Origin of the sequence: uncultured Roseobacter sp. (assembly GCF_947495275.1) — a bacterium.
Taxonomy (GTDB): domain Bacteria; phylum Pseudomonadota; class Alphaproteobacteria; order Rhodobacterales; family Rhodobacteraceae; genus Roseobacter.
The window spans coordinates 60,140-82,939 of record NZ_CANLYL010000007.1 but is presented as its reverse complement, the minus strand read 5'-3'; the positions used below and the strand labels follow the sequence as shown (position 1 = coordinate 82,939).

Sequence of the window (22,800 nt, the reverse complement as noted above, 5' to 3'; positions counted from 1 at the left end):
GCTTCTTTTGGTTTTCAAGATAGTATCAGTCGAGCTTTTCGATCAACTCAGGCACAGCAGAGAAGAGATCAGCAACCAAACCATAGTCGGCGACCTGGAAAATTGGTGCTTCTTCGTCTTTGTTGATCGCAACGATGATCTTGGAATCCTTCATGCCTGCAAGGTGCTGGATCGCACCTGAGATACCCACTGCGACATAGAGGTCAGGGGCGACCACTTTGCCGGTTTGCCCCACTTGCCAGTCATTCGGTGCATAGCCGGAATCGACCGCCGCGCGTGACGCGCCGACAGCGGCTCCGAGCTTGTCGGCCAGCTTCTCGATCAATGCGAAGTCATCTTCGGACCCAACACCACGACCACCTGAAACAACGACACCGGCCGATGTCAGTTCAGGGCGATCCGAGGCGGCAACCTTGTCTTCGACCCACTCGCTCAGGCCGGGGTTATCGGCAGCGGAAATGCTCTCAACCGCAGCCAAGCCGCCTTCACCTGCCGCGTCGAACGTGGACGTCCGGAAGGTCACAACCTTTTTTGCGTCAGTTGATTTGACGGTTTGGACAGCGTTTCCTGCGTAGATCGGACGCTCGAAGGTATCGCCATCAACCACGCCGGAGGCATCGGAGATTACCATCACATCGAGCAGGGCGGCCACGCGAGGCATGACGTTCTTCGCATCTGTCGTGGCCGGCGCAACGATATGTTCGTAGTCGCCTGACAAAGATACGATCAGCGCCGCGGTTGATTCCGCGAGACGGTGACCAAGGGATGCATCCTCAGCGACCAGTACTTTGCTGACCCCGTCGATCTTGGCAGCGGCATCACCTGCGGCAGCGGCGGATCCGCCAGCGGCCAAAACGGTCACATCGCCCAGCATCTTCGCGGCAGTCACAGCTTTCGCCGTGGCATCCATCGCCAATTCGCCATCGGTTACTTCTGCAAGGAGTAAAACAGCCATTATACAGCCCCCGCTTCTTTGAGTTTCGATACCAGCTCGTCAACGGAGCCGACCTTGATGCCGGCCGCGCGGGCTTCGGGTTCGACGGTATTTACGATCTCCAGACGCGGGCTTACATCGACGCCGTAGTCTGCGGCTGTTTTCTCGTCCAGCGGCTTTTTCTTGGCTTTCATGATGTTGGGCAGGGATGCATAGCGGGGCTCGTTCAGACGCAGGTCCACTGTAACAACCGTTGGCATGGTTACTTTGATGGTCTGCATGCCGCCATCTACTTCGCGGCTGACCACCGCATGATCGCCTTCAATGGCCACTTCGGAGGCAAAGGTTGCCTGGCTCCAGCCCATAAGCGCGCTGAGCATCTGGCCGGTCGCGTTCATGTCGTTGTCGATCGCCTGCTTGCCGCAGAGAACGAGGCCGGGCTGTTCTTCGTCGACGATAGCCTTGAGGATTTTCGCGACGCTCAGCGGCTCGATGTCTTGATGGACGTCGTCTGCCGCGACAACCAGAATGGCGCGGTCGGCACCCATCGCGAGAGCTGTGCGCAATGTTTCCTGGCTTTGCTTGACGCCAATGGATACAACCACAACTTCATCTGCCTGACCTGCCTCTTTGAGGCGGATGGCCTGCTCGACGGAAATCTCATCGAACGGGTTCATCGACATTTTCACATTGGCAAGATCAACACCCGATCCGTCCGCTTTAACACGCACTTTCACGTTGTAGTCGATCACGCGTTTGACAGGTACCAGAACCTTCATTTGCGTCTCTCTCCTTGGATTGGCGACTCACACCACGTGCAAGCCTCTTGTTTTCTGAGGTGTGGTTTAACCAAGCTCGTGGGCATGAAACAGTGTAAAATCGTCACGCCCGGTCGCAGGAACGCCGCGTTTTTAACTATTTCCACAGTTTGAGGCGAAAATTTCCGATAGGATGCATGAATTAGATTGGCCTTCGGGACCGCGTGATCATCGGGCTTGCATTCATCTGTTGGCACCAGGCACCCAGAGCACGTCATCCTTTCCACCATTGTTTGCCATGCGGGCGGCAACGAAAAACCAGTCACTGAGCCTGTTCAGATATTTGACCGCTTGCGCATTGATTGCCTCCATCGTCGCCAACTCAACGCACAACCGTTCAGCCCTTCGCGAAACGGTCCGACAGACGTGCAGATGTGCAGAAAGAGCGGAACCACCCGGCAGGATAAAGCTGCGCAGCGGATCAAGTTCTGCGTTCATCGCATCGATCTCGGTTTCGAGGCGCAGAACCTGTGCTTCGATCATCCGCAGTGGCGGATACTCAGCTTCTGCATCCTGCTCCATGTCCGGTCGGCACAGGTCCGCGCCGAGATCGAAGAGATCATTCTGGATGCGGCTCAATGCGGCGTCAATTTCACCGGATGTTTCGAGCCGGGCGACGCCGACAAACGAATTCAGCTCGTCCGATGTGCCGTAGGCTGTGACGCGCAAGGCGTGTTTTGCTACGCGGGTGCCATTTCCCAGGGCCGTCTCGCCTGCGTCGCCGGTTTTTGTGTAAATCTTGTTCAGGACTACCATTGAGCATCAGCCTCCTTTTTGACGGAGAAAAACGTAAAGTACGATCAGGCACACGGCCACAAACTGGGCCGCAATGCGATACCGCATCAATTTGTTGGAGTTCTTCTTGTTGAAGGCACCACCACCGGCAAAGCCGCCAAGACCCAGCATCAAGACGATGACGACCGCAATACAGGCCAGCACGATCAGTACAAATAGGGGATCACCCACGGTATTCATCCTTTTGTTTCTCCGTCGCACATGTAGAGGGGCAGCGGCAAAAAGCGAACCGCTTTTCTGCCCTCAACAGGCAGATCAGCTTTTGGCGAGCACCCAATCCAACGCACGGGTTGGTAAAATCCGACGCAAAGCCGCCATGATATATGTGGGGGTCGTGACAAAATATCGCGGACGGGGCTTGGTTGCCTCAAGTGCGTGGATGAGCTTTTTCACTACGGCCTCTGGCGGCAGTTCGAACCTGTCCGGCCCCCTGTTCTCGTAAAGGCGCTTGTTGAGTCCGGTTTCATAGTCCGAGCGTCGCGTGGAATTTTTCCAGTCAATCCAGCGTTCGAAATGGGGAATGGCGTTTTTCCTAATCTTGGAGGTCACGGGGCCGGGCTCGATCAATATGATGTGAATGCCCGTATCACGCATTTCGATCCGTAGCGTATCCGTGAGGCCTTCCAGCGCGTATTTGGTCGCGTTGTAAGCGCCGCGCCAGGGCAATGTGATAAAACCGAGCACGGATGAGCATTGGACAATGCGGCCGTGTCCCTGTTTGCGCATGATGGGGATCACGGCGCGCGTCAGATGGTGCCATCCAAAGAAATTTGCCTCAAATATCTCGCGAAGCGCCTCAGTTGGCAAATCCTCGACTGCGCCCGGGGTGCCATGCGCCCCATTATTGAAGAGCGCGTCGAGTGTCCCACCCGTTTGACTCAAAACCTGGTCGAGCGCGGCCTCAATGCTCGCCCGATCCGTGTAGTCCAAGAGTGGACTGTCAAAGCCCTCGCCGGTCAGGCGATCGCAATCGTGTTGCTTTTTGCAGGCTGCAAAGACCTGCCAGCCATTGGCTCTCAGGCCAATTGCCGCAGCATAACCGATCCCCGAAGAGCAACCAGTAATGAGGATTGATTTTTTGTGCATCTGCCTCTCCGCAAGTGTTGCCAGATCATTGGCGTCACACTTGGCGAAGCGCAACCTTATCCTTTGCTCAGCAGAAAGTCGGCAACCCAGCCTTCGGGACCCCCTGCCACAGGGCGCAGTTTCACCCATCCGGTGCCGTCGTCCCGCAGTACCTCGACCTGGGTATCCCGATCCAGGCGGGTAACGACCCCGTAGTTGGTGCCGGGCCCGCCGCGCATATTCACGGCGGTCGCATTTACCAGACGGATATCTTGCGGTGTGATCACCGCCGATGATGAGGCCTGGGAAGAAGAGCCGGAGAAAATAATACTGGGCAAAACGGTGGCCACTTCTGCGTCCTCACCAAAGCCCACAGGGGTGATGTCGAATTGCTCCACAGAGGGTGCAAATGGTTGCGGCGTAGGCTCTGGTTCAGCTTCGGTAGCTCCCGCCGGTTCGTCGGTGAGCACCTCTTCCAGTGACGTCAGATTCAACGCCACGCGCGTTACAGAAGGTTCACCTGCTTCGTCAGATGGAACGGTTGCCTGGGCTGTTGTGATGCGAGGTAATTCAGCAGTTTCGATCGTTCCAGATCTTGCCAGTATTGCCGCATCCCTCGCGGCACCCGCATCGAAGTCCGACCCTCCGCTCAGCTCGTAAAATGCGAGTCCCAGAAAGCCAAAAGATAACAAAATGAATCGCTTCATCGTAAAAAACCCTCGTTACATGCACAAACCATAGCACAGTTTGATATGCGATGAACGCATAACTCCCTCTCTTGGTTTCCGGGAGGGGAAAATTTCGAACGAAGCTCCAATTCCCCCAATGATGTGGCTCGGCCACAAGCGCTGGCTCTCCGCTGGACGTTATCGTGCTTGTTCGAGGCGAAACACGCGGTTAAACAGCATCAATGGTTGACGATATCGATACCCCCGACATGCCCTCGTCTGACGTTTCCGAACCTCTGCGCCGTGCGCTGGGGGAGCGTTACCTGACCTATGCGCTCAGCACGATCATGCACCGCGCCCTGCCTGATGCACGTGACGGATTGAAGCCCGTCCACCGGCGCATTCTTTACGCCATGCGGGAGTTGCGGCTCAATTCCACCGGGGGGTTTCGCAAATCCGCAAAGATTTCCGGCGATGTGATGGGCAATTATCACCCGCACGGTGATGCCGCCATTTACGATGCTATGGCGCGGCTGGCGCAAGATTTCAACGTCCGTTACCCGCTGGTCGATGGCCAGGGCAATTTCGGCAATATCGACGGTGATAATCCCGCCGCCAGCCGCTACACCGAGGCGCGCATGACCGCCGTGGCCGAGGCGCTGCTCGAGGGGCTTAACGAAAACGCTGTCGATTTTCGCGAAAACTACGACGGGACCTTGACCGAGCCGGTGGTTCTGCCCGCGCAGTTCCCGAACCTTTTGGCCAATGGGTCCAGCGGGATCGCTGTGGGCATGGCGACCAATATCCCGCCGCACAATATCGCTGAGCTTTGTGATGCCTGTATTCATCTGATCAAGACGCCTGACGCGCGGGATGACACGCTTCTGAACTACGTGCCGGGGCCGGATTTTCCGACAGGCGGCGTGATCGTCGAGCCCCCCGAAAATATTGCAACGGCCTATCGGACGGGGCGTGGATCCTTCCGTTTGCGTTGCCGCTGGGAGGTTGAGGACCTTGGCCGGGGGCAATGGCAGATTGTTGTCACCGAGATTCCCTATCAGGTTCAGAAATCCAAGCTGATCGAAAAGATCGCTGAGCTGATTCAGACCAAAAAAATTCCGATCCTGGGGGATGTGCGTGACGAATCTGCCGAAGACGTGCGGATGATCATCGAACCACGATCCCGAACCGTCGATCCGGAGGTGCTGATGGGGATGTTGTTCCGGAATTGTGATCTGGAAGTGCGTTTTTCGCTCAACATGAATGTGTTGATTGATGGGCTGACACCAAAAGTCTGTTCGATGAAGGAAGTGCTGCGCGCCTTTCTAGATCACCGGCAGGAAGTCTTGATCCGTCGGTCCACGCACCGAATGGAGAAAATCGACCATCGGCTGGAAGTGTTGGAAGGCTTCATCGTAGCGTTTCTCAACCTTGATCGCGTGATCGACATCATCCGCTATGATGATGACCCCAAAGCTGCCTTGATGCGCGAAGATTGGGGAAAGCCGCATGCGCGCGCATCGGATGAGAAAGACTATGTCTCCCCGGCCCCGGGCGAAGGTGAGTTGAGTGAAGTTCAGGCCGAAGCCATTCTCAACATGCGCCTGCGGTCTTTGCGCCGCCTCGAAGAGATGGAACTTCTGCGCGAACAATCTCACTTGATGGAAGAGCGCGCCCAACTTGAGGATTTGCTCGAAAACCCGCAGTTGCAGTGGGACAGCATCACGACCCAGTTGCGCGAGACGAAAAAGCAGTTCGGCAAAGACTATGAAGGTGGCGCGCGTCGAACCAGTTTTGCCGAAGGGGCGGTCATAGAGGATGTGCCGATCGAGGCTATGATCGACCGTGAACCCATCACCGTTGTGTGCTCGCAAATGGGATGGGTGCGGGCGATGACCGGACATATTGATCTGAACCGCGAGTTGAAATTCAAGGATGGCGACGGCCCGCGTTTCATCTTCCACGCTGAGACGACCGACAGGCTTTTGGTGTTCGGCTCGAACGGGCGTTTCTACACCGTTTCTGCCACCAACCTGCCCGGTGGGCGCGGCATGGGTGAACCCCTCAGACTTATGGTTGACCTGCCCAATGAAGCGGAAATCGTCACGATCCTGACCCATGAAGCGGGGCGCAAACTCTTGGTGGCCTCCAGTGCGGGCGACGGATTTATCGTGCCGGAAGATGACGTTGTGGCGCAAACCCGCAGCGGCAAACAGGTGTTGAACGTCCGTGGCGAGACCCGTGCGCTCGTCTGCAAACCAACGCAAGGCGACAGTGTGGCCGTGGTTGGTGAAAACCGCAAAGTTCTGGTGTTCAGTCTTGATGAGCTGCCCGAGATGGGGCGTGGCAAGGGTGTTCGTCTTCAGAAATACAAAGACGGTGGTCTTTCTGATGCGACAACTTTCAGCGGGCGCGAGGGGTTAAGTTGGCTTGACCCGGCGGGACGTACGCGTACTGAAACGGAATTGGCGGAGTGGACAGGCAAACGCGCAAGCGCCGGGCGTATGGCGCCAAGGGGTTTCCCGCGGGACAATAAATTTACGTGACAGGCAGAAAGAGCGACAGATAAGCGCCGCAATTCACCATGGATTGTGTGCAAGCGGTACATCGGATAGGCAGGCAACCAATATAAAAAAGCCGATAGGTGGGAAATGAAGAGGCAAGCAGCGCTGTTGATCGGTGCCATGGCGGTAACGGCATGTACCGGGGCGAAAGATTTGGATACGCCCCCTGTGCCACTGGGCAATTTCAGTCTTGGACACAATGTGGTTGTCGCCACAAAGGCAGAAACCACGGCGACCATCGGCCGCGAGGTTTCCAAGGAACAGCTCACCGAAGCGCTCACCAACGCCATCGCCGAACGGTTTGATCGTTACGAGGGCGCGAAAAGCTATCATTTCGGTGTCAGCGTCGAAGGTTATGTTCTGGCCAAGGCGGGTGTTCCGGTGGTTCTGGCTCCGAAATCCGGAATGATCATTCGGCTGACGGTCTGGGACGATTCGCAGGGTAAGAAATTGAATGAGGAGCCGGTCCAACTGACCGTTCTGGAGAAACTGGACGGTGCCAGCATCGTTGGAACTGGCTGGACCCAGACCAAGGAAACCCAGCTGGAAAACCTGTCGCGCAATGCCGCCCAGGCCATCGAAGACTACCTGGTAAAGCAGAATGCAGAGCTGGGCTGGTTCGACGGCGATCCCACGCTTTCTGCCGAAGCGGTTGACCTGCCCGATGAGCCGGATGCTGCATCGGCCACTCAATGACACGCTGCTGAACGTCGCGCTTGATTTTCTTTGCTGATCGCAATACATCGCGCGCCAGAGAAGGACCGGGTCACCGTTGACCCCAATGCAAGCAAAAGGGCGCCTCCACCATGGCAAAGGCAAAGTTTGAACGTACGAAACCGCACGTAAACATCGGCACGATTGGTCACGTTGACCACGGCAAGACGACGCTGACGGCTGCGATCACGAAGTATTTTGGCGATTTTCAGGCCTATGACCAGATTGATGGCGCGCCGGAAGAGAAAGCCCGCGGGATCACCATTTCGACCGCGCACGTGGAATATGAAACCGACGCGCGTCACTATGCCCACGTCGACTGCCCTGGCCACGCGGACTATGTGAAAAACATGATCACCGGTGCGGCGCAGATGGACGGCGCGATCCTGGTTGTGAACGCGGCTGACGGCCCGATGCCCCAGACCCGCGAGCACATCCTGCTCGGCCGCCAGGTGGGCATTCCTTACATGGTTGTCTTCATGAACAAAGTTGACCAGGTGGACGACGAAGAGCTGCTGGAACTGGTGGAAATGGAAATCCGCGAGCTGCTGAGCTCTTACGAGTACCCCGGCGACGATATTCCGATCATCGCGGGCTCGGCCCTGGCGGCGATGGAAGGCAACAATCCGGAGATTGGCGAAGCGAAGATTCGCGAATTGATGGCAGCGGTTGACGAATACATCCCGACACCGGCGCGCGCGGTTGACCAGCCGTTCCTGATGCCTGTGGAAGACGTGTTCTCGATCTCCGGTCGCGGTACCGTTGTGACGGGGCGTGTTGAGCGTGGCGTGATCAACGTGGGCGACGAGATCGAAATCGTGGGCATCCGCGACACCAAGAAAACCACCTGCACAGGTGTTGAAATGTTCCGCAAACTGCTGGATCGCGGTGAAGCGGGTGACAACATCGGCGCCCTGCTGCGCGGTATCGACCGTGAAGGCGTGGAACGCGGCCAGGTGCTCTGCAAGCCGGGTTCTGTGACGCCGCACACCAAGTTCGAAGCCGAAGCCTACATCCTGACCAAGGATGAGGGTGGCCGTCACACGCCGTTCTTCGCGAACTATCGTCCGCAGTTCTACTTCCGCACCACGGATGTGACCGGCACGGTTCAGCTGAACGAAGGCACCGAGATGGTGATGCCGGGCGACAACGTGTCTTTCGGCGTTGAACTGATCGCACCCATTGCCATGGAAAACGGCCTGCGCTTCGCCATCCGCGAAGGCGGCCGCACCGTCGGCGCCGGCGTCGTCAGCAAAATTACGGAATAAATCGCGTCGCGATATTTTACCGCCATGCAGAAAGGCCGCCGATCGTCGATCAGCGGCCTTTTTTATAATATGAGGTACTCGTTACTCTACTAATGTCCCTGGGTGCAGGCCCAAAGGTGGAACAAATTCTGGTCTAAAAAGCTGGTACGTGCGTCACACTCATGAACTTCACCTGATCCGTTTCGCCTACGGCGTGACCTGTCACCGGATATTGCCCGGTCTCAGCGCAGCCCATTAAAATTACGGAGGCGGCGAAAATCGATAAAATGTTTTTGGTGTTCATGGGTCTATCTCTAACTGAGGGCACGTTGGGAAACTGGTCAAACATAACATCGGTAAATTCTTGCAGTGCTTCTTAAAATGTTGCTCCTTGGCATATATCGCCTTGGAACACCTGTACTTTCTCATAGGTAAAGACGCCCGTCCGTGATCCAGATTACATTCGCCGAACTTTTTTGAAATTTTGATCACCAGCCACTGCAGGGGTCTGCGAAATCATGTGGCGGTCCAAAACTGAGGCCGTCAACAAGGTCCTGAACTGGCGAGCAGTGGAATGCTGGTCTGATATTGAGACTGACGATCTGAATCGAAGCGGTAATTCCATTTACCTCCTCCAGTTCTGCAACCAAGTTTTTCATCAAATGATCCGCAATTACTGAGGCCGAGCGCAATATGCTCTTGAACCCGGTTGCATTTCCGACTACGCCGAAGCCCGGCATAGGGGTTTAGCTCAGTTGGTAGAGCATCGGTCTCCAAAACCGAGGGTCGTGGGTTCGAGTCCCTCAGCCCCTGCCAGCTTTATCGCCACATCTCCGCCATCATTCTGCCTCTTAGCAGCCCAATTCATCCCTTAGAAATGCCTTGTTGTGGAATGGCAATCGGGGGATTGATAACATGGATGGCTCACAGATTTTGGATACGGACGTTGCCGCAATACGGGCCTTGGTGGTGGAAAATGGCGGGAAAGCCGTCGAGACATGCGAAAATCGGGCTCACCAATACGTTGACGAAGCGGCCAAAGACGGCGGAGCGCCATGTCATCAGTCAAAGCTTGGCTTCAGGCAAGCACCTGGCGGACGTCTTGCGTCTTGGCGACCTAATGTCCGCGTAGTTCTCTGGTCCTGTGCCGCGCTGTTGCTGTTGTTGAAACCGGCTCTCCTTCTTGGAATGCTGTTGTTCTTTGCGGTTATCTTCTTGGGAGCGCTCGTGATTGCCGGTCCGGATGCGTTTTGGCTACGTGCAATCATGATTTTCCGCGCCTACAAACGCTGGTTCCCGGCATCTGCCCGGTATATCCGCGTTCTGGGTTTGCAAAGCGTTCGCCGATGGCACAAGTTCCTGTCTCACCTTCCATCGAAGTGGTCGGACAGTTTGAGTTTCCCAGATTTACGTGCAATTGCTAAAGCGGATCAACGGCACGCAATTGTCTTGGAGGACCGTCTCCGCCGTTTGCGGGAAGAGCGCGCATTCTGAGAGCTTTCCAAGTTGCGAGCAGGAGCGCTCTTGAATTCTGATCCCCGGCTCGTTATGTCGCGACCAACTCAATCTCGGGAAGACATTCCATGGCCACCACCAATCCGCTTCAGTTTATTCAGCAAGTCCGCGCCGAAGTGGCCAAGGTTGTCTGGCCAACGCGGCGCGAAGTGATGCTAACGACTGTCATGGTGTTTATCCTTGCGGCGCTTACTGCTGTGTTCTTCGCGACGGTAGACATCATTATTCGGGGTGGCCTTCAGGCTGTTCTGAACATGTTCGGTTGAAGCGACCGCTGCCCGCTTAAAAAAAGCCTTAAAGCCCTTGAAACATTTGGCCGTGCGGAGTATCCCGCACACCTGACTAGAAACAGGGCGTGCGGCGATTCGTGTTGCGCGCCGCTTTTTGTTTAAGGTCGACAGGCTAAACGTCTGAAATGCAGTGGAATTTTAGCGCTTGCAGTGGCGCTTGGTAAGACAGGAACCAAAGATCAGATGGCAAAACGGTGGTATTCGGTCAGTGTCCTGTCGAACTTCGAAAAGAAGATCGCTGAACAGATCCGTACGTCTGTGGCCGAACAAGGCCTGGAAGACCAGATCGATGAGGTCCTGGTTCCGACCGAAGAAGTGATCGAAGTGCGGCGCGGCAAGAAGGTAACTACCGAGCGCCGTTTCATGCCGGGCTACGTATTGGTGCACATGGAAATGTCCGATGGCGGGTATCATCTGATCAACTCGATCAACCGTGTCACCGGCTTTCTGGGTCCGCAGGGTCGCCCGATGCCGATGCGCGATGCCGAAGTGAATGCGATTCTGAATCGGGTTCAGGAAGGTGAAGAAGCACCACGTACGCTTATTCACTTCGAAGTCGGCGAGAAAGTTAAAGTGGCCGATGGCCCGTTCGAGGACTTCGACGGCATGGTCGAAGAAGTGGATGACGAGAACCAGCGCCTGAAGGTGACGGTCTCGATTTTTGGCCGGGAAACGCCGGTCGAACTGGAATATACGCAGGTCAGCAAGCAGACCTGAGGTATCCGTCGCGCAGCTTTCGGTGCGTGACGCTCAAAGCGTGGGAGGCGAAGGTGCCGCGGCATCCAAACCGGACCACGACAACATGAACCCGAACCGGCGCGCCGGGGTGGGGTTGGAAAAGGAGAAGGCTAATGGCCAAGAAACTTGCCGGGACCATGAAGCTTCAGGTTCCCGCCGGTCAAGCAAACCCGTCCCCGCCGGTTGGTCCGGCGCTGGGTCAGCGCGGCATCAATATCATGGAATTCTGCAAGGCGTTCAACGCCAAGACCGCAGAGATGGAGCCAGGTGCACCTTGCCCGACCGTGATCACATACTATCAGGACAAGTCTTTCACCATGGATATCAAGACGCCGCCTGCGTCCTACTATCTGAAGAAAGCTGCCAAGTTGAAGTCCGGTGCGAAGACGCCGTCGCGCGAAGTCGTGGGTCACGTGACCTCCAAGCAGGTGCGCGAGATTGCCGAAGCGAAGATGAAGGATCTCAATGCCAATTCCGTTGAAGCGGCAATGCAGATCATCCTGGGCTCCGCCCGCTCCATGGGCATCGAGGTGAAGTAAGATGGCAAAGCTTGGAAAAAGAACCCGCGCCGCGCGCGAAGCATTTGCTGGCAAGGACGATGTGACCGTTGAAGAAGCGGTTTCTCTGATCAAAGCCAACTCGAAGGTGAAGTTCGACGAGACCGTTGAGATTGCCATGAACCTTGGTGTTGACCCGCGTCACGCTGATCAGATGGTCCGCGGTGTTGTGGGCCTGCCGAACGGCACAGGTAAAACGGTACGCGTTGCGGTTTTTGCACGTGGTCCAAAGGCAGATGAAGCCACGGCGGCAGGTGCCGATATCGTAGGCGCAGAAGACCTGATGGAAACCGTTCAAAGCGGCAAGATCGAGTTTGATCGCTGCATCGCAACGCCAGACATGATGCCGATTGTCGGTCGTCTGGGTAAAGTGCTGGGCCCGCGTAACCTCATGCCGAACCCGAAAGTGGGTACCGTGACCATGGACGTCGAAGCCGCCGTGAAAGCGGCAAAAGGCGGCGAAGTTCAGTTCAAGGCGGAAAAAGGCGGTGTTGTGCACGCCGGTGTTGGCAAACTGTCATTCGACGAAGCCAAGCTGGTGGAAAACATCCGCGCCTTTGTTGGGGCCGTGTCCAAAGCGAAACCAACAGGTTCCAAAGGGACGTATATGAAGAAAATCGCGCTGAGCTCGACAATGGGCCCTGGCGTATCAGTTGCCGTGGATAACGCGGTCACTGAATAAGAGATTTGGCGGGGTAACCCGTCAGATGGGCGAGGCTGAGAAATTGGCCTTGCTTCTGTCCGAGACGGAGGGTGTGGGGCAACTCACATAATTCCTTCCTGAGATGGGAAACGAGAGAATTCCTGCCTTCGGGTGGTTTTGGCTCGGGACCCTGAATTGGACCCGAAACGGGACGCAGAAGATCGCGTTCCTAAACTGAGCTGGGGTGTCCTTTTGGACCCCCGTTATTGGAGTGAAACTGTGGATAGAGCCCAGAAAGAACAGCTGGTCGAGGAACTCGGCCAGATCTTTGAAAGCTCTGGCGTCGTTGTGGTTAGCCATTACGCCGGTCTGACAGTTGCTGAAATGCAGGACCTGCGCGCGCGTGCACGCGAAGCGGGTGGGTCTGTGCGTGTTGCCAAAAACAGGCTCGCCAAGATCGCCCTTGAGGGCAAGCCATGCGCAAGCATCGCTGACCTTCTGTCGGGTATGACCGTTCTGACCTTTTCTGAGGATCCCGTGGCTGCGGCCAAGGTTGCTCAGGATTATGCCAAAGAGAACTCGAAATTTGAGATCCTCGGCGGCGCCATGGGTGAGAACGCGTTGGACGTCGCCGGTGTCGAAGCCGTGTCCAAAATGCCATCGCGCGAGGAGCTTATCTCCACAATCGCGGGCATGTTGGGCGCACCAGCATCGAACATCGCCGGGGCCATTGGCGCACCTGCAAGCAATATCGCCTCCATCTTGTCCACAATCGAGGACAAGGCGGCAGCATAAGGCATCGTCAAACTGGCGTCGGGTTGAAATCGCGACGTTGGAACACACATATCGTAAACGGAAAGAGCTAAAACATGGCTGATCTGAAAAAACTGGCAGAAGAGATCGTTGGTCTGACCCTGCTTGAAGCACAAGAACTGAAAACCATCCTCAAAGACGAGTACGGCATCGAGCCCGCAGCAGGCGGCGCAGTGATGATGGCTGGTCCTGCTGACGGCGGCGGTGCTGCTGAAGAGGAAAAAACAGAATTCGATGTTGTCCTGAAAAACGCAGGTGCCTCGAAAATCAACGTGATCAAAGAAGTTCGCGGTCTCACAGGTCTTGGTCTGAAAGAAGCCAAGGACCTCGTGGAAGCGGGCGGCAAGATCAAAGAAGGCGTCGACAAAGCGGAAGCCGAAGACGTCAAAGCCAAGCTGGAAGCAGCAGGCGCAGAGGTCGAGCTGGCATAAGTCGCCAACTCCGGAAGTCGTACCAATTGGCTTCCGAATGAAAATTGAGCTGGACCCGATGGTTTTCGGGTCCGGCTTAACCTGTCTTGGCAAGGGTCTTTTGACCAAAGGCCTTTTCCAAGATGCGGTTCAATGGTCGGGAAGGCGCCGGTGGGACGGCGCTTGTGAATAGACCGAAACGTATCGTCTCGTATGGGCGAGGTGCCGTGGCCCGACGGTGTCCTTGTCCGGTGAGAACTCTGAAAGGTGACACCTGATATGGCTCAATCGTTCCTTGGCCAGAAACGTCTACGTAAATATTATGGCAAAATCCGCGAAGTTCTGGATATGCCAAACCTCATTGAGGTTCAGAAATCCTCGTATGATCTCTTCCTGAATTCCGGCGACGCCGACGTCCCCCTGGACGGCGAAGGTATCGCGGGTGTTTTCCAGTCGGTCTTCCCGATCAAGGACTTCAACGAAACTTCCGTGCTGGAGTACGTGAAGTACGAGTTGGAAAAACCCAAGTACGATGTGGAGGAATGTCAGCAACGTGACATGACCTACTCTGCGCCGCTTAAGGTGACGCTGCGTCTGATCGTGTTCGATGTGGACGAGGACACCGGCGCGAAATCCGTCAAGGACATCAAGGAACAGGATGTCTTCATGGGCGATATGCCTCTGATGACGCCGAATGGTACCTTTGTGGTCAACGGCACCGAGCGTGTGATCGTCTCCCAGATGCACCGCTCGCCTGGTGTTTTCTTTGATCACGACAAAGGCAAAACCCACTCTTCCGGCAAACTGCTGTTTGCCTGCCGTATCATCCCCTACCGCGGCTCTTGGTTGGATTTTGAATTCGACGCTAAAGACATCGTTTTTGCGCGTATCGACCGTCGTCGGAAACTGCCTGTCACAACGCTCCTTTACGCCCTTGGTCTCGACCAGGAAGCGATCATGGACGCCTATTACAACACCGTTACCTACAAGCTGAAGAAGAACAAGGGCTGGGTCGCCCCGTTCTTCCCGGATCGCGTGCGCGGCACCCGTCCCACCTATGATCTGGTGGATGCTAAGACCGGCGAAGTGCTGTTTGAGCAAGGCAAGAAAGTCACCCCGCGCGCGGTCAAGCAATTGATCGACGAAGGCAAGGTGACAGAATTGCTGCTGCCTTATGAACACATCGCGGGCAAGTTTGCGGCTAAAGACATCATCAACGAAGAAAACGGCGCGATCTACGTCGAAGCTGGTGATGAAATGACGCTGGAATACGACAAGGATGGCACACTCATTGGCGGAACGGCCAAAGAGCTCATTGATGCCGGGATCACCGAGATTCCTCTTCTGGACATCGATAACGTCAACGTTGGTCCCTACATGCGCAACACAATGGCGCAGGACAAGAACATGAACCGCGATACTGCGCTCATGGATATCTACCGCGTGATGCGTCCGGGTGAACCGCCCACCGTTGAGGCCGCTTCGGCTCTTTTCGACACGTTGTTCTTCGATTCCGAACGCTATGATCTCTCAGCCGTTGGTCGGGTGAAGATGAACATGCGTCTGGCACTGGACGCCGAAGACACTCAGCGTACACTCCGCCGTGAGGACATCGTGGCCTGTATCAAGGCGCTGGTCGATCTGCGTGACGGACGTGGTGACATTGACGATATCGACCACCTTGGTAACCGCCGCGTGCGGTCTGTCGGCGAGTTGATGGAAAACCAGTACCGTGTGGGCCTGCTGCGCATGGAACGTGCGATCAAGGAGCGTATGTCGTCGGTCGAGATCGACACGGTGATGCCGCAAGATCTGATCAACGCAAAACCGGCTGCTGCTGCGGTACGTGAATTCTTTGGCTCCTCGCAGCTGTCGCAGTTCATGGACCAGACGAACCCATTGTCGGAAGTGACGCACAAGCGTCGTCTGTCGGCGCTTGGACCGGGCGGTCTGACCCGTGAGCGTGCCGGCTTCGAGGTCCGCGACGTGCACCCGACCCACTATGGTCGGATGTGCCCGATTGAAACGCCGGAAGGGCCGAACATCGGTCTGATCAACTCGCTGGCGACCTTTGCCCGCGTGAACAAATACGGTTTCATCGAAACGCCATACCGCAAGGTTGAAGGCGGCAAGGTGACGGATGAAGTGCATTATATGTCCGCCACCGAGGAAATGCGTCACACCGTGGCGCAGGCCAACGCCAACCTCGATGACAATATGAAGTTCGTGAATGATCTGGTGTCCACGCGTAAATCCGGTGATTACACGCTGTCGCCATCGGAAAGCGTTGATCTGATTGACGTCTCGCCCAAACAGTTGGTCTCCGTTGCGGCCTCGCTCATTCCCTTCCTAGAAAATGACGACGCCAACCGCGCTCTGATGGGATCTAACATGCAACGTCAGGCGGTCCCGCTTTTGCAGGCCGAGGCGCCGCTTGTCGGGACCGGTATCGAAGAGGTCGTGGCACGGGATTCCGGGGCTGCGATCATGGCCAAACGCGCCGGCATCATCGATCAGGTTGATGCGCAGCGGATTGTGATCCGCGCCACCGAGGATCTCGAACTTGGGGACGCAGGCGTAGACATCTACCGCATGCGCAAGTTCCAGCGCTCCAACCAGAACACCTGCATCAACCAGCGTCCGCTGGTGAAGGTGGGTGACACGGTGCGCAAGGGGCAGGTTGTGGCCGATGGTCCGTCGACCGACATGGGGGAACTGGCGCTCGGCAAGAACGTCGTCGTCGCCTTCATGCCCTGGAATGGCTACAACTACGAGGATTCCATCCTGATCTCCGAGCGGATTGCCCGTGACGACGTCTTCACCTCGATCCACATCGAGGAATTCGAGGTTGCCGCGCGTGACACCAAGCTTGGGCCGGAAGAGATCACCCGGGACATCCCCAACGTCGGCGAGGAAGCCCTGCGCAACCTTGATGAGGCGGGCATCGTCTACATCGGGGCGGACGTGGAACCGGGCGATATCCTGGTAGGCAAGATCACACCGAAAGGCGAAAGCCCGATGACGCCGGAGGAAAAACTTCTGCGCGCCATCTTTGGTGAGAAAGCCTCTGACGTGCGCGACACCTCGCTGCGCGTCAAGCCGGGTGACTTTGGTACGGTCGTCGAGGTGCGCGTCTTTAACCGCCACGGTGTGGAAAAAGACGAACGTGCATTGCAGATCGAGCGCGAGGAAGTCGAACGTCTGGCCCGCGACCGGGACGACGAGATGGCGATCCTGGATCGCAACATCTATGCGCGTCTCAAGGACATGATCCTTGGCAAAACCGCCGTAAAGGGCCCAAAAGGCGTGCCTGCCAACGCTGAAATCACCGAGGATTTGTTGCAGATGCTGACCCGTGGTCAGTGGTGGCAGCTTGCTCTCAAGGATGAAGCCGACGCCCAGGTAGTTGAGGCGCTGAACGAGCAGTACGAGATCCAGAAACGGGCGCTCGACGCGCGCTTTGAGGATAAGGTCGAGAAGGTCCGCCGAGGTGACGACCTGCCCCCGGGCGTGATGAAGATGGTCAAGGTTTTCGTCGCGGTGAAGCGCAAGCTGCAGCCGGGCGACAAGATGGCCGGTCGTCACGGGAACAAAGGGGTTATCTCCAAAGTGGTTCCCATGGAGGACATGCCGTTTCTTGCCGATGGCACACCTGTCGATTTCTGTCTGAACCCACTGGGCGTGCCGTCGCGTATGAACGTCGGGCAAATCCTTGAGACACATATGGGCTGGGCCGCGCGTGGTCTGGGCCTCAATGTGGACGAGGCGTTGCAGGAATACCGTCGCTCCGGCGATCTGACCCCTGTGCGTGACGCGCTGAGCCATGCCTACGGTGAGAACGTCTATGACGAAGGCATCGCGGGCATGGATGAGGACACGTTGATCGAGGCCGCTGGCAACGTCACCCGCGGTGTGCCGATTGCGACACCAGTCTTCGACGGTGCCAAGGAGGCTGACGTGAACGACGCGCTGATGCGTGCGGGCTTTGACAGCTCGGGCCAGTCGGTTCTGTTCGATGGGCGTACCGGTGAGCAATTTGCCCGCCCCGTGACCGTCGGCGTCAAATATCTGCTGAAACTGCACCACCTTGTGGATGACAAAATCCACGCGCGTTCGACCGGGCCTTACAGCCTCGTCACCCAGCAGCCGTTGGGCGGTAAGGCGCAGTTCGGTGGCCAGCGGTTTGGGGAAATGGAGGTCTGGGCTCTGGAAGCTTATGGTGCCGCCTACACCCTGCAAGAAATGCTGACCGTGAAGTCGGATGACGTGGCCGGACGGACGAAAGTCTATGAGTCCATCGTCAAGGGCGAGGACAACTTTGAAGCGGGCGTGCCCGAAAGCTTCAACGTTCTGGTGAAAGAAGTCCGCGGCCTCGGCCTCAATATGGAACTTCTCGATGCGGAGGAAGATGAGTGAGAAACATGGCAATCCTTGGATTGGCAGCGACGCCGCTCGCAGCTTGCCAGATAGTCGGCGGAGCCGACTATCTGGACACGCGAGACCAGTCCAAGGTTTTAGTTGTGTGGAATTCTCAAGGCACCGACTTCTTTACGGATTGCGGCGCAGATCGTTCACCTATTGCAGCTCCCCCTATTGAAGTGCTGCAAGGAATCGCGATCCAAGGCCCGATGTCCGAACAAAAATACAATCGCGCAAATTTTTATGTTTGCCCCGAATTGGCAGAGGTTTCCCAATGAACCAGGAACTGACAAACAACCCGTTTAACCCGCTTGCACCGCAAAAGGTGTTTGATGAGATCAAAGTGTCTCTGGCCTCGCCAGAACGCATTCTGAGCTGGTCTTTCGGCGAAATCAAGAAACCCGAAACCATCAACTACCGGACGTTCAAGCCTGAGCGTGATGGCCTTTTCTGCGCGCGTATTTTTGGCCCGATTAAGGACTACGAATGTCTCTGCGGTAAATACAAGCGCATGAAATATCGCGGCGTTGTCTGCGAGAAATGCGGTGTAGAAGTCACGCTGCAAAAGGTCCGCCGCGAGCGCATGGGCCACATTGAGCTGGCGTCGCCGGTCGCGCATATCTGGTTCCTGAAATCGCTGCCGTCGCGCATCGGTCTGATGCTGGACATGACGCTGCGCGATCTGGAGCGGGTGCTCTACTTTGAGAACTACGTGGTGATCGAACCGGGCCTCACAGACCTTCAATACGGTCAAATGATGACCGAAGAAGAGTATATGGACGCGCAGGACGCCTACGGCATGGACGCATTCACCGCCAACATCGGCGCCGAAGCGATCCGCGAAATGCTGGCGGCGATCGATCTGGAAGCCGAAGCGGAGCAGCTGCGCGCTGATCTGAAAGAGGCGACGGGCGAGCTGAAGCCCAAGAAGATCATCAAGCGTCTGAAAGTTGTAGAAAGCTTCCTCGAATCCGGCAACCGTCCGGAATGGATGGTCCTGACCGTGATCCCCGTGATCCCGCCGGAACTGCGCCCGCTGGTGCCGCTCGATGGTGGCCGTTTTGCGACGTCCGACCTCAACGACCTTTACCGTCGTGTGATCAACCGGAACAACCGTCTGAAGCGTCTCATCGAGCTGCGCGCACCCGATATCATCGTCCGTAACGAAAAGCGGATGCTGCAGGAATCCGTTGATGCGCTGTTTGACAATGGACGTCGCGGTCGTGTGATCACCGGTGCCAACAAGCGCCCGCTGAAATCGCTCAGCGACATGCTGAAAGGCAAGCAGGGTCGTTTCCGCCAGAACCTTTTGGGCAAACGCGTCGACTTCTCGGGCCGTTCGGTGATTGTGACCGGGCCGGAACTGAAGCTGCACCAGTGCGGTCTGCCGAAGAAGATGGCGCTCGAACTTTTCAAGCCGTTCATCTACTCGCGGCTTGAGGCCAAAGGTCTCTCCTCCACCGTGAAACAGGCGAAGAAACTGGTCGAAAAAGAGCGCCCTGAGGTTTGGGATATCCTCGATGAGGTGATCCGCGAACACCCTGTGATGCTGAACCGTGCACCGACGCTGCACCGTTTGGGCATTCAGGCGTTTGAACCTGTGCTGATCGAAGGCAAGGCCATTCAGCTGCATCCGCTGGTTTGTTCCGCCTTTAACGCGGACTTCGACGGTGACCAGATGGCTGTGCACGTGCCTCTGAGCCTTGAAGCCCAGCTGGAAGCCCGGGTTCTGATGATGTCGACGAACAACGTTCTGTCGCCAGCAAACGGCGCGCCGATCATCGTGCCGTCGCAGGACATGATCCTGGGTCTCTACTATACCACGCTGGAGCGTGAGGGCATGCCGGGTGAAGGCATGGTTTTCGGCTCAGTGGAAGAGGTCCAGCACGCGCTGGACGCTGGCATGGTGCACCTGCATTCCAAGATCACAGCGCGGATTGCGCAGATTGATGAGAATGGCATGGAAGTCATGCAGCGGTTCGAGACCACGCCGGGCCGGGTCCGTCTGGGCGCGCTGCTGCCGCTGAACGCCAAAGCGCCGTTTGAACTGGTCAACCGTCTGCTGCGCAAGAAAGAAGTGCAGCAGGTCATCGACACCGTCTATCGCTACTGCGGTCAGAAGGAGTCCGTCATCTTCTGTGACCAGATCATGACCATGGGCTTCCGCGAAGCGTTCAAGGCCGGGATTTCCTTCGGCAAGGACGACATGCTGATCCCCGACACCAAATGGCCCATCGTGCAGGAAACACGTGAGCTGGTGAAGGATTTCGAACAGCAGTATATGGACGGTCTGATCACTCAGGGTGAAAAGTACAACAAAGTGGTCGATGCCTGGTCGAAGTGTAACGACAAGGTGACCGACGCGATGATGGGCTCGATTTCGGCCAGTCAACGCGATGACGCAGGTGCCGAGAAAGAACCGAACTCGGTCTACATGATGGCGCACTCCGGTGCCCGTGGTTCGGTCACGCAGATGAAGCAGCTGGGCGGAATGCGCGGCCTGATGGCGAAGCCGAATGGCGACATCATCGAAACGCCGATCATCTCGAACTTCAAGGAAGGTCTGACCGTTCTTGAGTACTTCAACTCCACGCACGGCGCGCGCAAAGGTCTGTCGGACACCGCTTTGAAAACGGCGAACTCCGGGTACCTGACACGCCGTCTGGTGGATGTGGCGCAAGACTGCATCGTGCGTATGCTCGATTGCGGCACGGAGACATCCATCACGGCAGTAGCGGCGGTGAACGATGGCGAGGTTGTATCTTCTCTGGCCGAGCGCATTCTGGGTCGCGTTGTGGCGGAGGACATCATGCGCCCCGGCACCGATGAGGTGATGATCGCGCATGGCACCTTGGTCGATGAACGGATGGCAGATGCGGTTGATGAGGCCGGTGTAGCTTCGGCGCGGATTCGCAGCCCCCTGACCTGTGAAGCCGAAGAGGGTGTTTGTGCGACCTGCTATGGTCGTGACCTTGCACGCGGCACGATGGTCAACACCGGTGAAGCGGTCGGCATCATCGCCGCTCAGTCCATCGGGGAGCCTGGTACTCAGCTGACAATGCGGACCTTCCACATTGGCGGCGTTGCTCAGGGTGGTCAGCAATCCTTCCTGGAGGCCAGCCACACCGGCAAGGTCGTCTTCGAGAACGCTCAGACCCTTGAGAATGCCTCTGGCGAGACCATGGTGATGGGCCGGAACATGAAGCTGCTTATTCAGGATGAGAACGGCGAGGAACGGGCCAGCCACAAAGTCGGATACGGTACCAAACTCTTTGTCACCGATGGTCAGAATGTGGTTCGCGGCGACAAACTGTTCGAATGGGACCCCTACACCCTGCCGATCATCGCGGAGAAATCCGGGACGGCGAAGTTTGTAGACCTGGTGTCGGGGATCGCCGTCAAGGACGAAACCGACGATGCCACCGGCATGACCCAGAAGATCGTGATCGACTGGCGTTCGGCGGCCAAGGGCAATGAGCTCAAGCCTGAAATCATCCTGGTGGGTGCCGATGGCGAACCGGTCCGCAATGACGCGGGCAACCCGGTGACCTATCCGATGTCCGTGGATGCGGTTCTGTCCATCGAGGACGGCTCCGAGATCAAGGCCGGTGATGTGGTGGCACGTATTCCACGCGAAGGTGCCAAGACCAAGGACATCACCGGGGGTCTGCCGCGTGTGGCCGAACTCTTCGAGGCACGTCGCCCGAAGGATCACGCCATCATCGCGGAAATCGACGGCTATGTGCGCTACGGCAAGGACTACAAAAACAAGCGCCGTATCGCCATCGAGTCTGCCGAGGATCCGGATCACAAAGTCGAGTACATGGTGCCCAAGGGCAAGCACATCCCGGTTGCGGAAGGTGATTTTGTTCAGAAGGGTGATTACATCATGGACGGTAACCCGGCTCCGCACGATATCCTTGCCATCATGGGTGTCGAAGCGCTGGCGGACTACATGATCGACGAGGTTCAGGACGTCTATCGCCTGCAAGGTGTGAAGATCAACGACAAGCACATCGAAGTCATCGTGCGTCAGATGTTGCAGAAGTGGGAGATCCAGGATTCTGGCGACACCACGCTGCTGAAAGGCGAACATGTAGACAAGCAGGAGTTCGATACGGCCAATGAGAAGGCGGTGTCCAAGGGTGGTCGTCCGGCACAGGGTGAACCGATCCTTCTGGGGATCACCAAGGCGTCGCTGCAAACACGCAGCTTCATCTCTGCGGCCTCCTTCCAGGAGACCACGCGCGTTCTTACCGAAGCCTCCGTGCAGGGTAAGAAAGACAAGCTGGTTGGTCTGAAGGAGAACGTGATCGTGGGTCGTCTGATCCCGGCTGGTACAGGGGGTGCTACCATGAAGGTGCGCCGCGTGGCCCAGGACCGCGACAATGTTGTGATCGAAGCGCGCCGTGAAGAAGCTGAAGCGGCCGCAGCGCTTGCCGCTCCGATCATGGATGACGATATGGTGGGCGGCGATGTTTTCGATCAGGTGATAACGCCTGATCCAGACAGCCGCGACTGATCACATCAGATGCTTTTTGAAACCCCCGTTGCCCTGAGCAGCGGGGGTTTTTCTTTGCCGTCCCCAAAATTAGCCCGAATTGGGGGCC

At 56.8% G+C, this 22,800-nt stretch carries 18 protein-coding genes and 1 tRNA gene; 13 read left to right on the top strand and 6 right to left on the bottom strand.

The genetic code is table 11. The annotated features are described in order from the left end of the window. Window positions 1–25: 25 nt before the first annotated feature. From Q0802_RS14015 to Q0802_RS13990, 6 genes are all read right to left on the bottom strand, one after another. The gene (locus Q0802_RS14015; protein WP_298919329.1) at window positions 26–955 is read right to left on the bottom strand and encodes an FAD-binding protein; all 930 of its coding nucleotides are present in this window, start codon (window positions 953–955) and stop codon (window positions 26–28) included. Continuing rightward, window positions 955–1,713 carry an electron transfer flavoprotein subunit beta/FixA family protein gene (locus Q0802_RS14010; RefSeq protein WP_298919327.1) on the bottom strand — a complete coding sequence of 253 codons (759 nt, stop codon included), beginning with the start codon at window positions 1,711–1,713 and terminating at the stop codon, window positions 955–957. Before Q0802_RS14010 ends, Q0802_RS14015 begins: the two co-directional genes overlap by 1 nt. Before the next feature lie 222 nt (window positions 1,714–1,935). Next, complete coding sequence (locus tag Q0802_RS14005; protein WP_298919325.1) at window positions 1,936–2,508, bottom strand: cob(I)yrinic acid a,c-diamide adenosyltransferase; 573 nt, start codon at window positions 2,506–2,508, stop codon at window positions 1,936–1,938. Between the two features lie 6 nt (window positions 2,509–2,514). Next, entirely contained in the window at window positions 2,515–2,727 is a 213-nt protein-coding gene (locus tag Q0802_RS14000; protein ID WP_298919323.1) for a twin transmembrane helix small protein, read from the bottom strand. A 75-nt stretch (window positions 2,728–2,802) separates the two neighbouring features. Continuing rightward, on the bottom strand, window positions 2,803–3,633 hold the full coding sequence (locus Q0802_RS13995; RefSeq protein ID WP_298919322.1) for an SDR family oxidoreductase: 831 nt from the start codon (window positions 3,631–3,633) through the stop codon (window positions 2,803–2,805). 56 nt (window positions 3,634–3,689) lie between these two features. Next, on the bottom strand, window positions 3,690–4,319 hold the full coding sequence (locus Q0802_RS13990) for an SH3 domain-containing protein (RefSeq protein WP_298919320.1): 630 nt from the start codon (window positions 4,317–4,319) through the stop codon (window positions 3,690–3,692). A 203-nt stretch (window positions 4,320–4,522) separates the two neighbouring features. Here Q0802_RS13990 and Q0802_RS13985 point away from each other — a divergent pair, with 203 nt between their 5' ends. The 13 genes from Q0802_RS13985 to rpoC all read left to right on the top strand — a co-directional run bounded on the left by Q0802_RS13985 (window position 4,523) and on the right by rpoC (window position 22,712). Next, on the top strand, window positions 4,523–6,826 hold the full coding sequence (locus tag Q0802_RS13985) for a DNA topoisomerase IV subunit A (RefSeq protein WP_298919318.1): 2,304 nt from the start codon (window positions 4,523–4,525) through the stop codon (window positions 6,824–6,826). A gap of 105 nt (window positions 6,827–6,931) precedes the next feature. Beyond that, the gene (locus tag Q0802_RS13980) at window positions 6,932–7,540 is read left to right on the top strand and encodes a hypothetical protein (protein WP_298919316.1); all 609 of its coding nucleotides are present in this window, start codon (window positions 6,932–6,934) and stop codon (window positions 7,538–7,540) included. Window positions 7,541–7,650: 110 nt separating this feature from the next. Then, window positions 7,651–8,826 (top strand): elongation factor Tu, encoded by a 1,176-nt coding sequence (gene tuf / locus Q0802_RS13975; protein WP_298919286.1) that lies wholly within the window; start codon window positions 7,651–7,653, stop codon window positions 8,824–8,826. Window positions 8,827–9,545: 719 nt separating this feature from the next. Beyond that, window positions 9,546–9,621, top strand: a tRNA-Trp gene (locus Q0802_RS13970). Between the two features lie 767 nt (window positions 9,622–10,388). After that, window positions 10,389–10,586, top strand: a complete 198-nt coding sequence (secE, locus tag Q0802_RS13965; RefSeq protein WP_298919314.1) for a preprotein translocase subunit SecE — start codon at window positions 10,389–10,391, stop codon at window positions 10,584–10,586. A 207-nt stretch (window positions 10,587–10,793) separates the two neighbouring features. Next, a complete protein-coding gene (gene nusG, locus Q0802_RS13960) occupies window positions 10,794–11,327 on the top strand; it encodes a transcription termination/antitermination protein NusG (RefSeq protein ID WP_298919312.1) in 534 nt (177 codons plus the stop codon). A gap of 134 nt (window positions 11,328–11,461) precedes the next feature. Continuing rightward, window positions 11,462–11,887, top strand: a complete 426-nt coding sequence (gene rplK / locus Q0802_RS13955) for a 50S ribosomal protein L11 (protein WP_298919310.1) — start codon at window positions 11,462–11,464, stop codon at window positions 11,885–11,887. 1 nt (window position 11,888) lies between these two features. Beyond that, entirely contained in the window at window positions 11,889–12,587 is a 699-nt protein-coding gene (rplA, locus tag Q0802_RS13950) for a 50S ribosomal protein L1 (RefSeq protein WP_298919308.1), read from the top strand. Between the two features lie 240 nt (window positions 12,588–12,827). Continuing rightward, a complete protein-coding gene (rplJ, locus tag Q0802_RS13945; protein ID WP_298919306.1) occupies window positions 12,828–13,343 on the top strand; it encodes a 50S ribosomal protein L10 in 516 nt (171 codons plus the stop codon). A gap of 74 nt (window positions 13,344–13,417) precedes the next feature. Further along, on the top strand, window positions 13,418–13,792 hold the full coding sequence (gene rplL, locus Q0802_RS13940) for a 50S ribosomal protein L7/L12 (RefSeq protein ID WP_298919304.1): 375 nt from the start codon (window positions 13,418–13,420) through the stop codon (window positions 13,790–13,792). Between the two features lie 258 nt (window positions 13,793–14,050). After that, complete coding sequence (rpoB, locus tag Q0802_RS13935; RefSeq protein WP_298919303.1) at window positions 14,051–18,187, top strand: DNA-directed RNA polymerase subunit beta; 4,137 nt, start codon at window positions 14,051–14,053, stop codon at window positions 18,185–18,187. 5 nt (window positions 18,188–18,192) lie between these two features. Beyond that, window positions 18,193–18,468: a hypothetical protein gene (locus Q0802_RS13930; protein ID WP_298919302.1), complete on the top strand. Its 276-nt coding sequence runs from the start codon at window positions 18,193–18,195 to the stop codon at window positions 18,466–18,468. Continuing rightward, window positions 18,465–22,712, top strand: coding sequence for a DNA-directed RNA polymerase subunit beta' (gene rpoC / locus Q0802_RS13925; RefSeq protein ID WP_298919300.1), 4,248 nt, complete (start codon window positions 18,465–18,467; stop codon window positions 22,710–22,712). Before Q0802_RS13930 ends, rpoC begins: the two co-directional genes overlap by 4 nt. Window positions 22,713–22,800: the final 88 nt, after the last annotated feature.

Bases quoted from the DNA above. Each gene is read 5' to 3' on its own strand.
- Q0802_RS14015 (WP_298919329.1), bottom strand. From the start codon at position 955: ATGGCTGTTTTACTCCTTGCAGAAGTAACCGATGGCGAATTGGCGATG.
- Q0802_RS14010 (WP_298919327.1), bottom strand. From the start codon at position 1,713: ATGAAGGTTCTGGTACCTGTCAAACGCGTGATCGACTACAACGTGAAA.
- Q0802_RS14005 (WP_298919325.1), bottom strand. From the start codon at position 2,508: ATGGTAGTCCTGAACAAGATTTACACAAAAACCGGCGACGCAGGCGAG.
- Q0802_RS14000 (WP_298919323.1), bottom strand. From the start codon at position 2,727: ATGAATACCGTGGGTGATCCCCTATTTGTACTGATCGTGCTGGCCTGT.
- Q0802_RS13995 (WP_298919322.1), bottom strand. From the start codon at position 3,633: ATGCACAAAAAATCAATCCTCATTACTGGTTGCTCTTCGGGGATCGGT.
- Q0802_RS13990 (WP_298919320.1), bottom strand. From the start codon at position 4,319: ATGAAGCGATTCATTTTGTTATCTTTTGGCTTTCTGGGACTCGCATTT.
- Q0802_RS13985 (WP_298919318.1), top strand. From the start codon at position 4,523: ATGGTTGACGATATCGATACCCCCGACATGCCCTCGTCTGACGTTTCC.
- Q0802_RS13980 (WP_298919316.1), top strand. From the start codon at position 6,932: ATGAAGAGGCAAGCAGCGCTGTTGATCGGTGCCATGGCGGTAACGGCA.
- tuf (WP_298919286.1), top strand. From the start codon at position 7,651: ATGGCAAAGGCAAAGTTTGAACGTACGAAACCGCACGTAAACATCGGC.
- secE (WP_298919314.1), top strand. From the start codon at position 10,389: ATGGCCACCACCAATCCGCTTCAGTTTATTCAGCAAGTCCGCGCCGAA.
- nusG (WP_298919312.1), top strand. From the start codon at position 10,794: ATGGCAAAACGGTGGTATTCGGTCAGTGTCCTGTCGAACTTCGAAAAG.
- rplK (WP_298919310.1), top strand. From the start codon at position 11,462: ATGGCCAAGAAACTTGCCGGGACCATGAAGCTTCAGGTTCCCGCCGGT.
- rplA (WP_298919308.1), top strand. From the start codon at position 11,889: ATGGCAAAGCTTGGAAAAAGAACCCGCGCCGCGCGCGAAGCATTTGCT.
- rplL (WP_298919304.1), top strand. From the start codon at position 13,418: ATGGCTGATCTGAAAAAACTGGCAGAAGAGATCGTTGGTCTGACCCTG.
- rpoB (WP_298919303.1), top strand. From the start codon at position 14,051: ATGGCTCAATCGTTCCTTGGCCAGAAACGTCTACGTAAATATTATGGC.
- Q0802_RS13930 (WP_298919302.1), top strand. From the start codon at position 18,193: ATGGCAATCCTTGGATTGGCAGCGACGCCGCTCGCAGCTTGCCAGATA.
- rpoC (WP_298919300.1), top strand. From the start codon at position 18,465: ATGAACCAGGAACTGACAAACAACCCGTTTAACCCGCTTGCACCGCAA.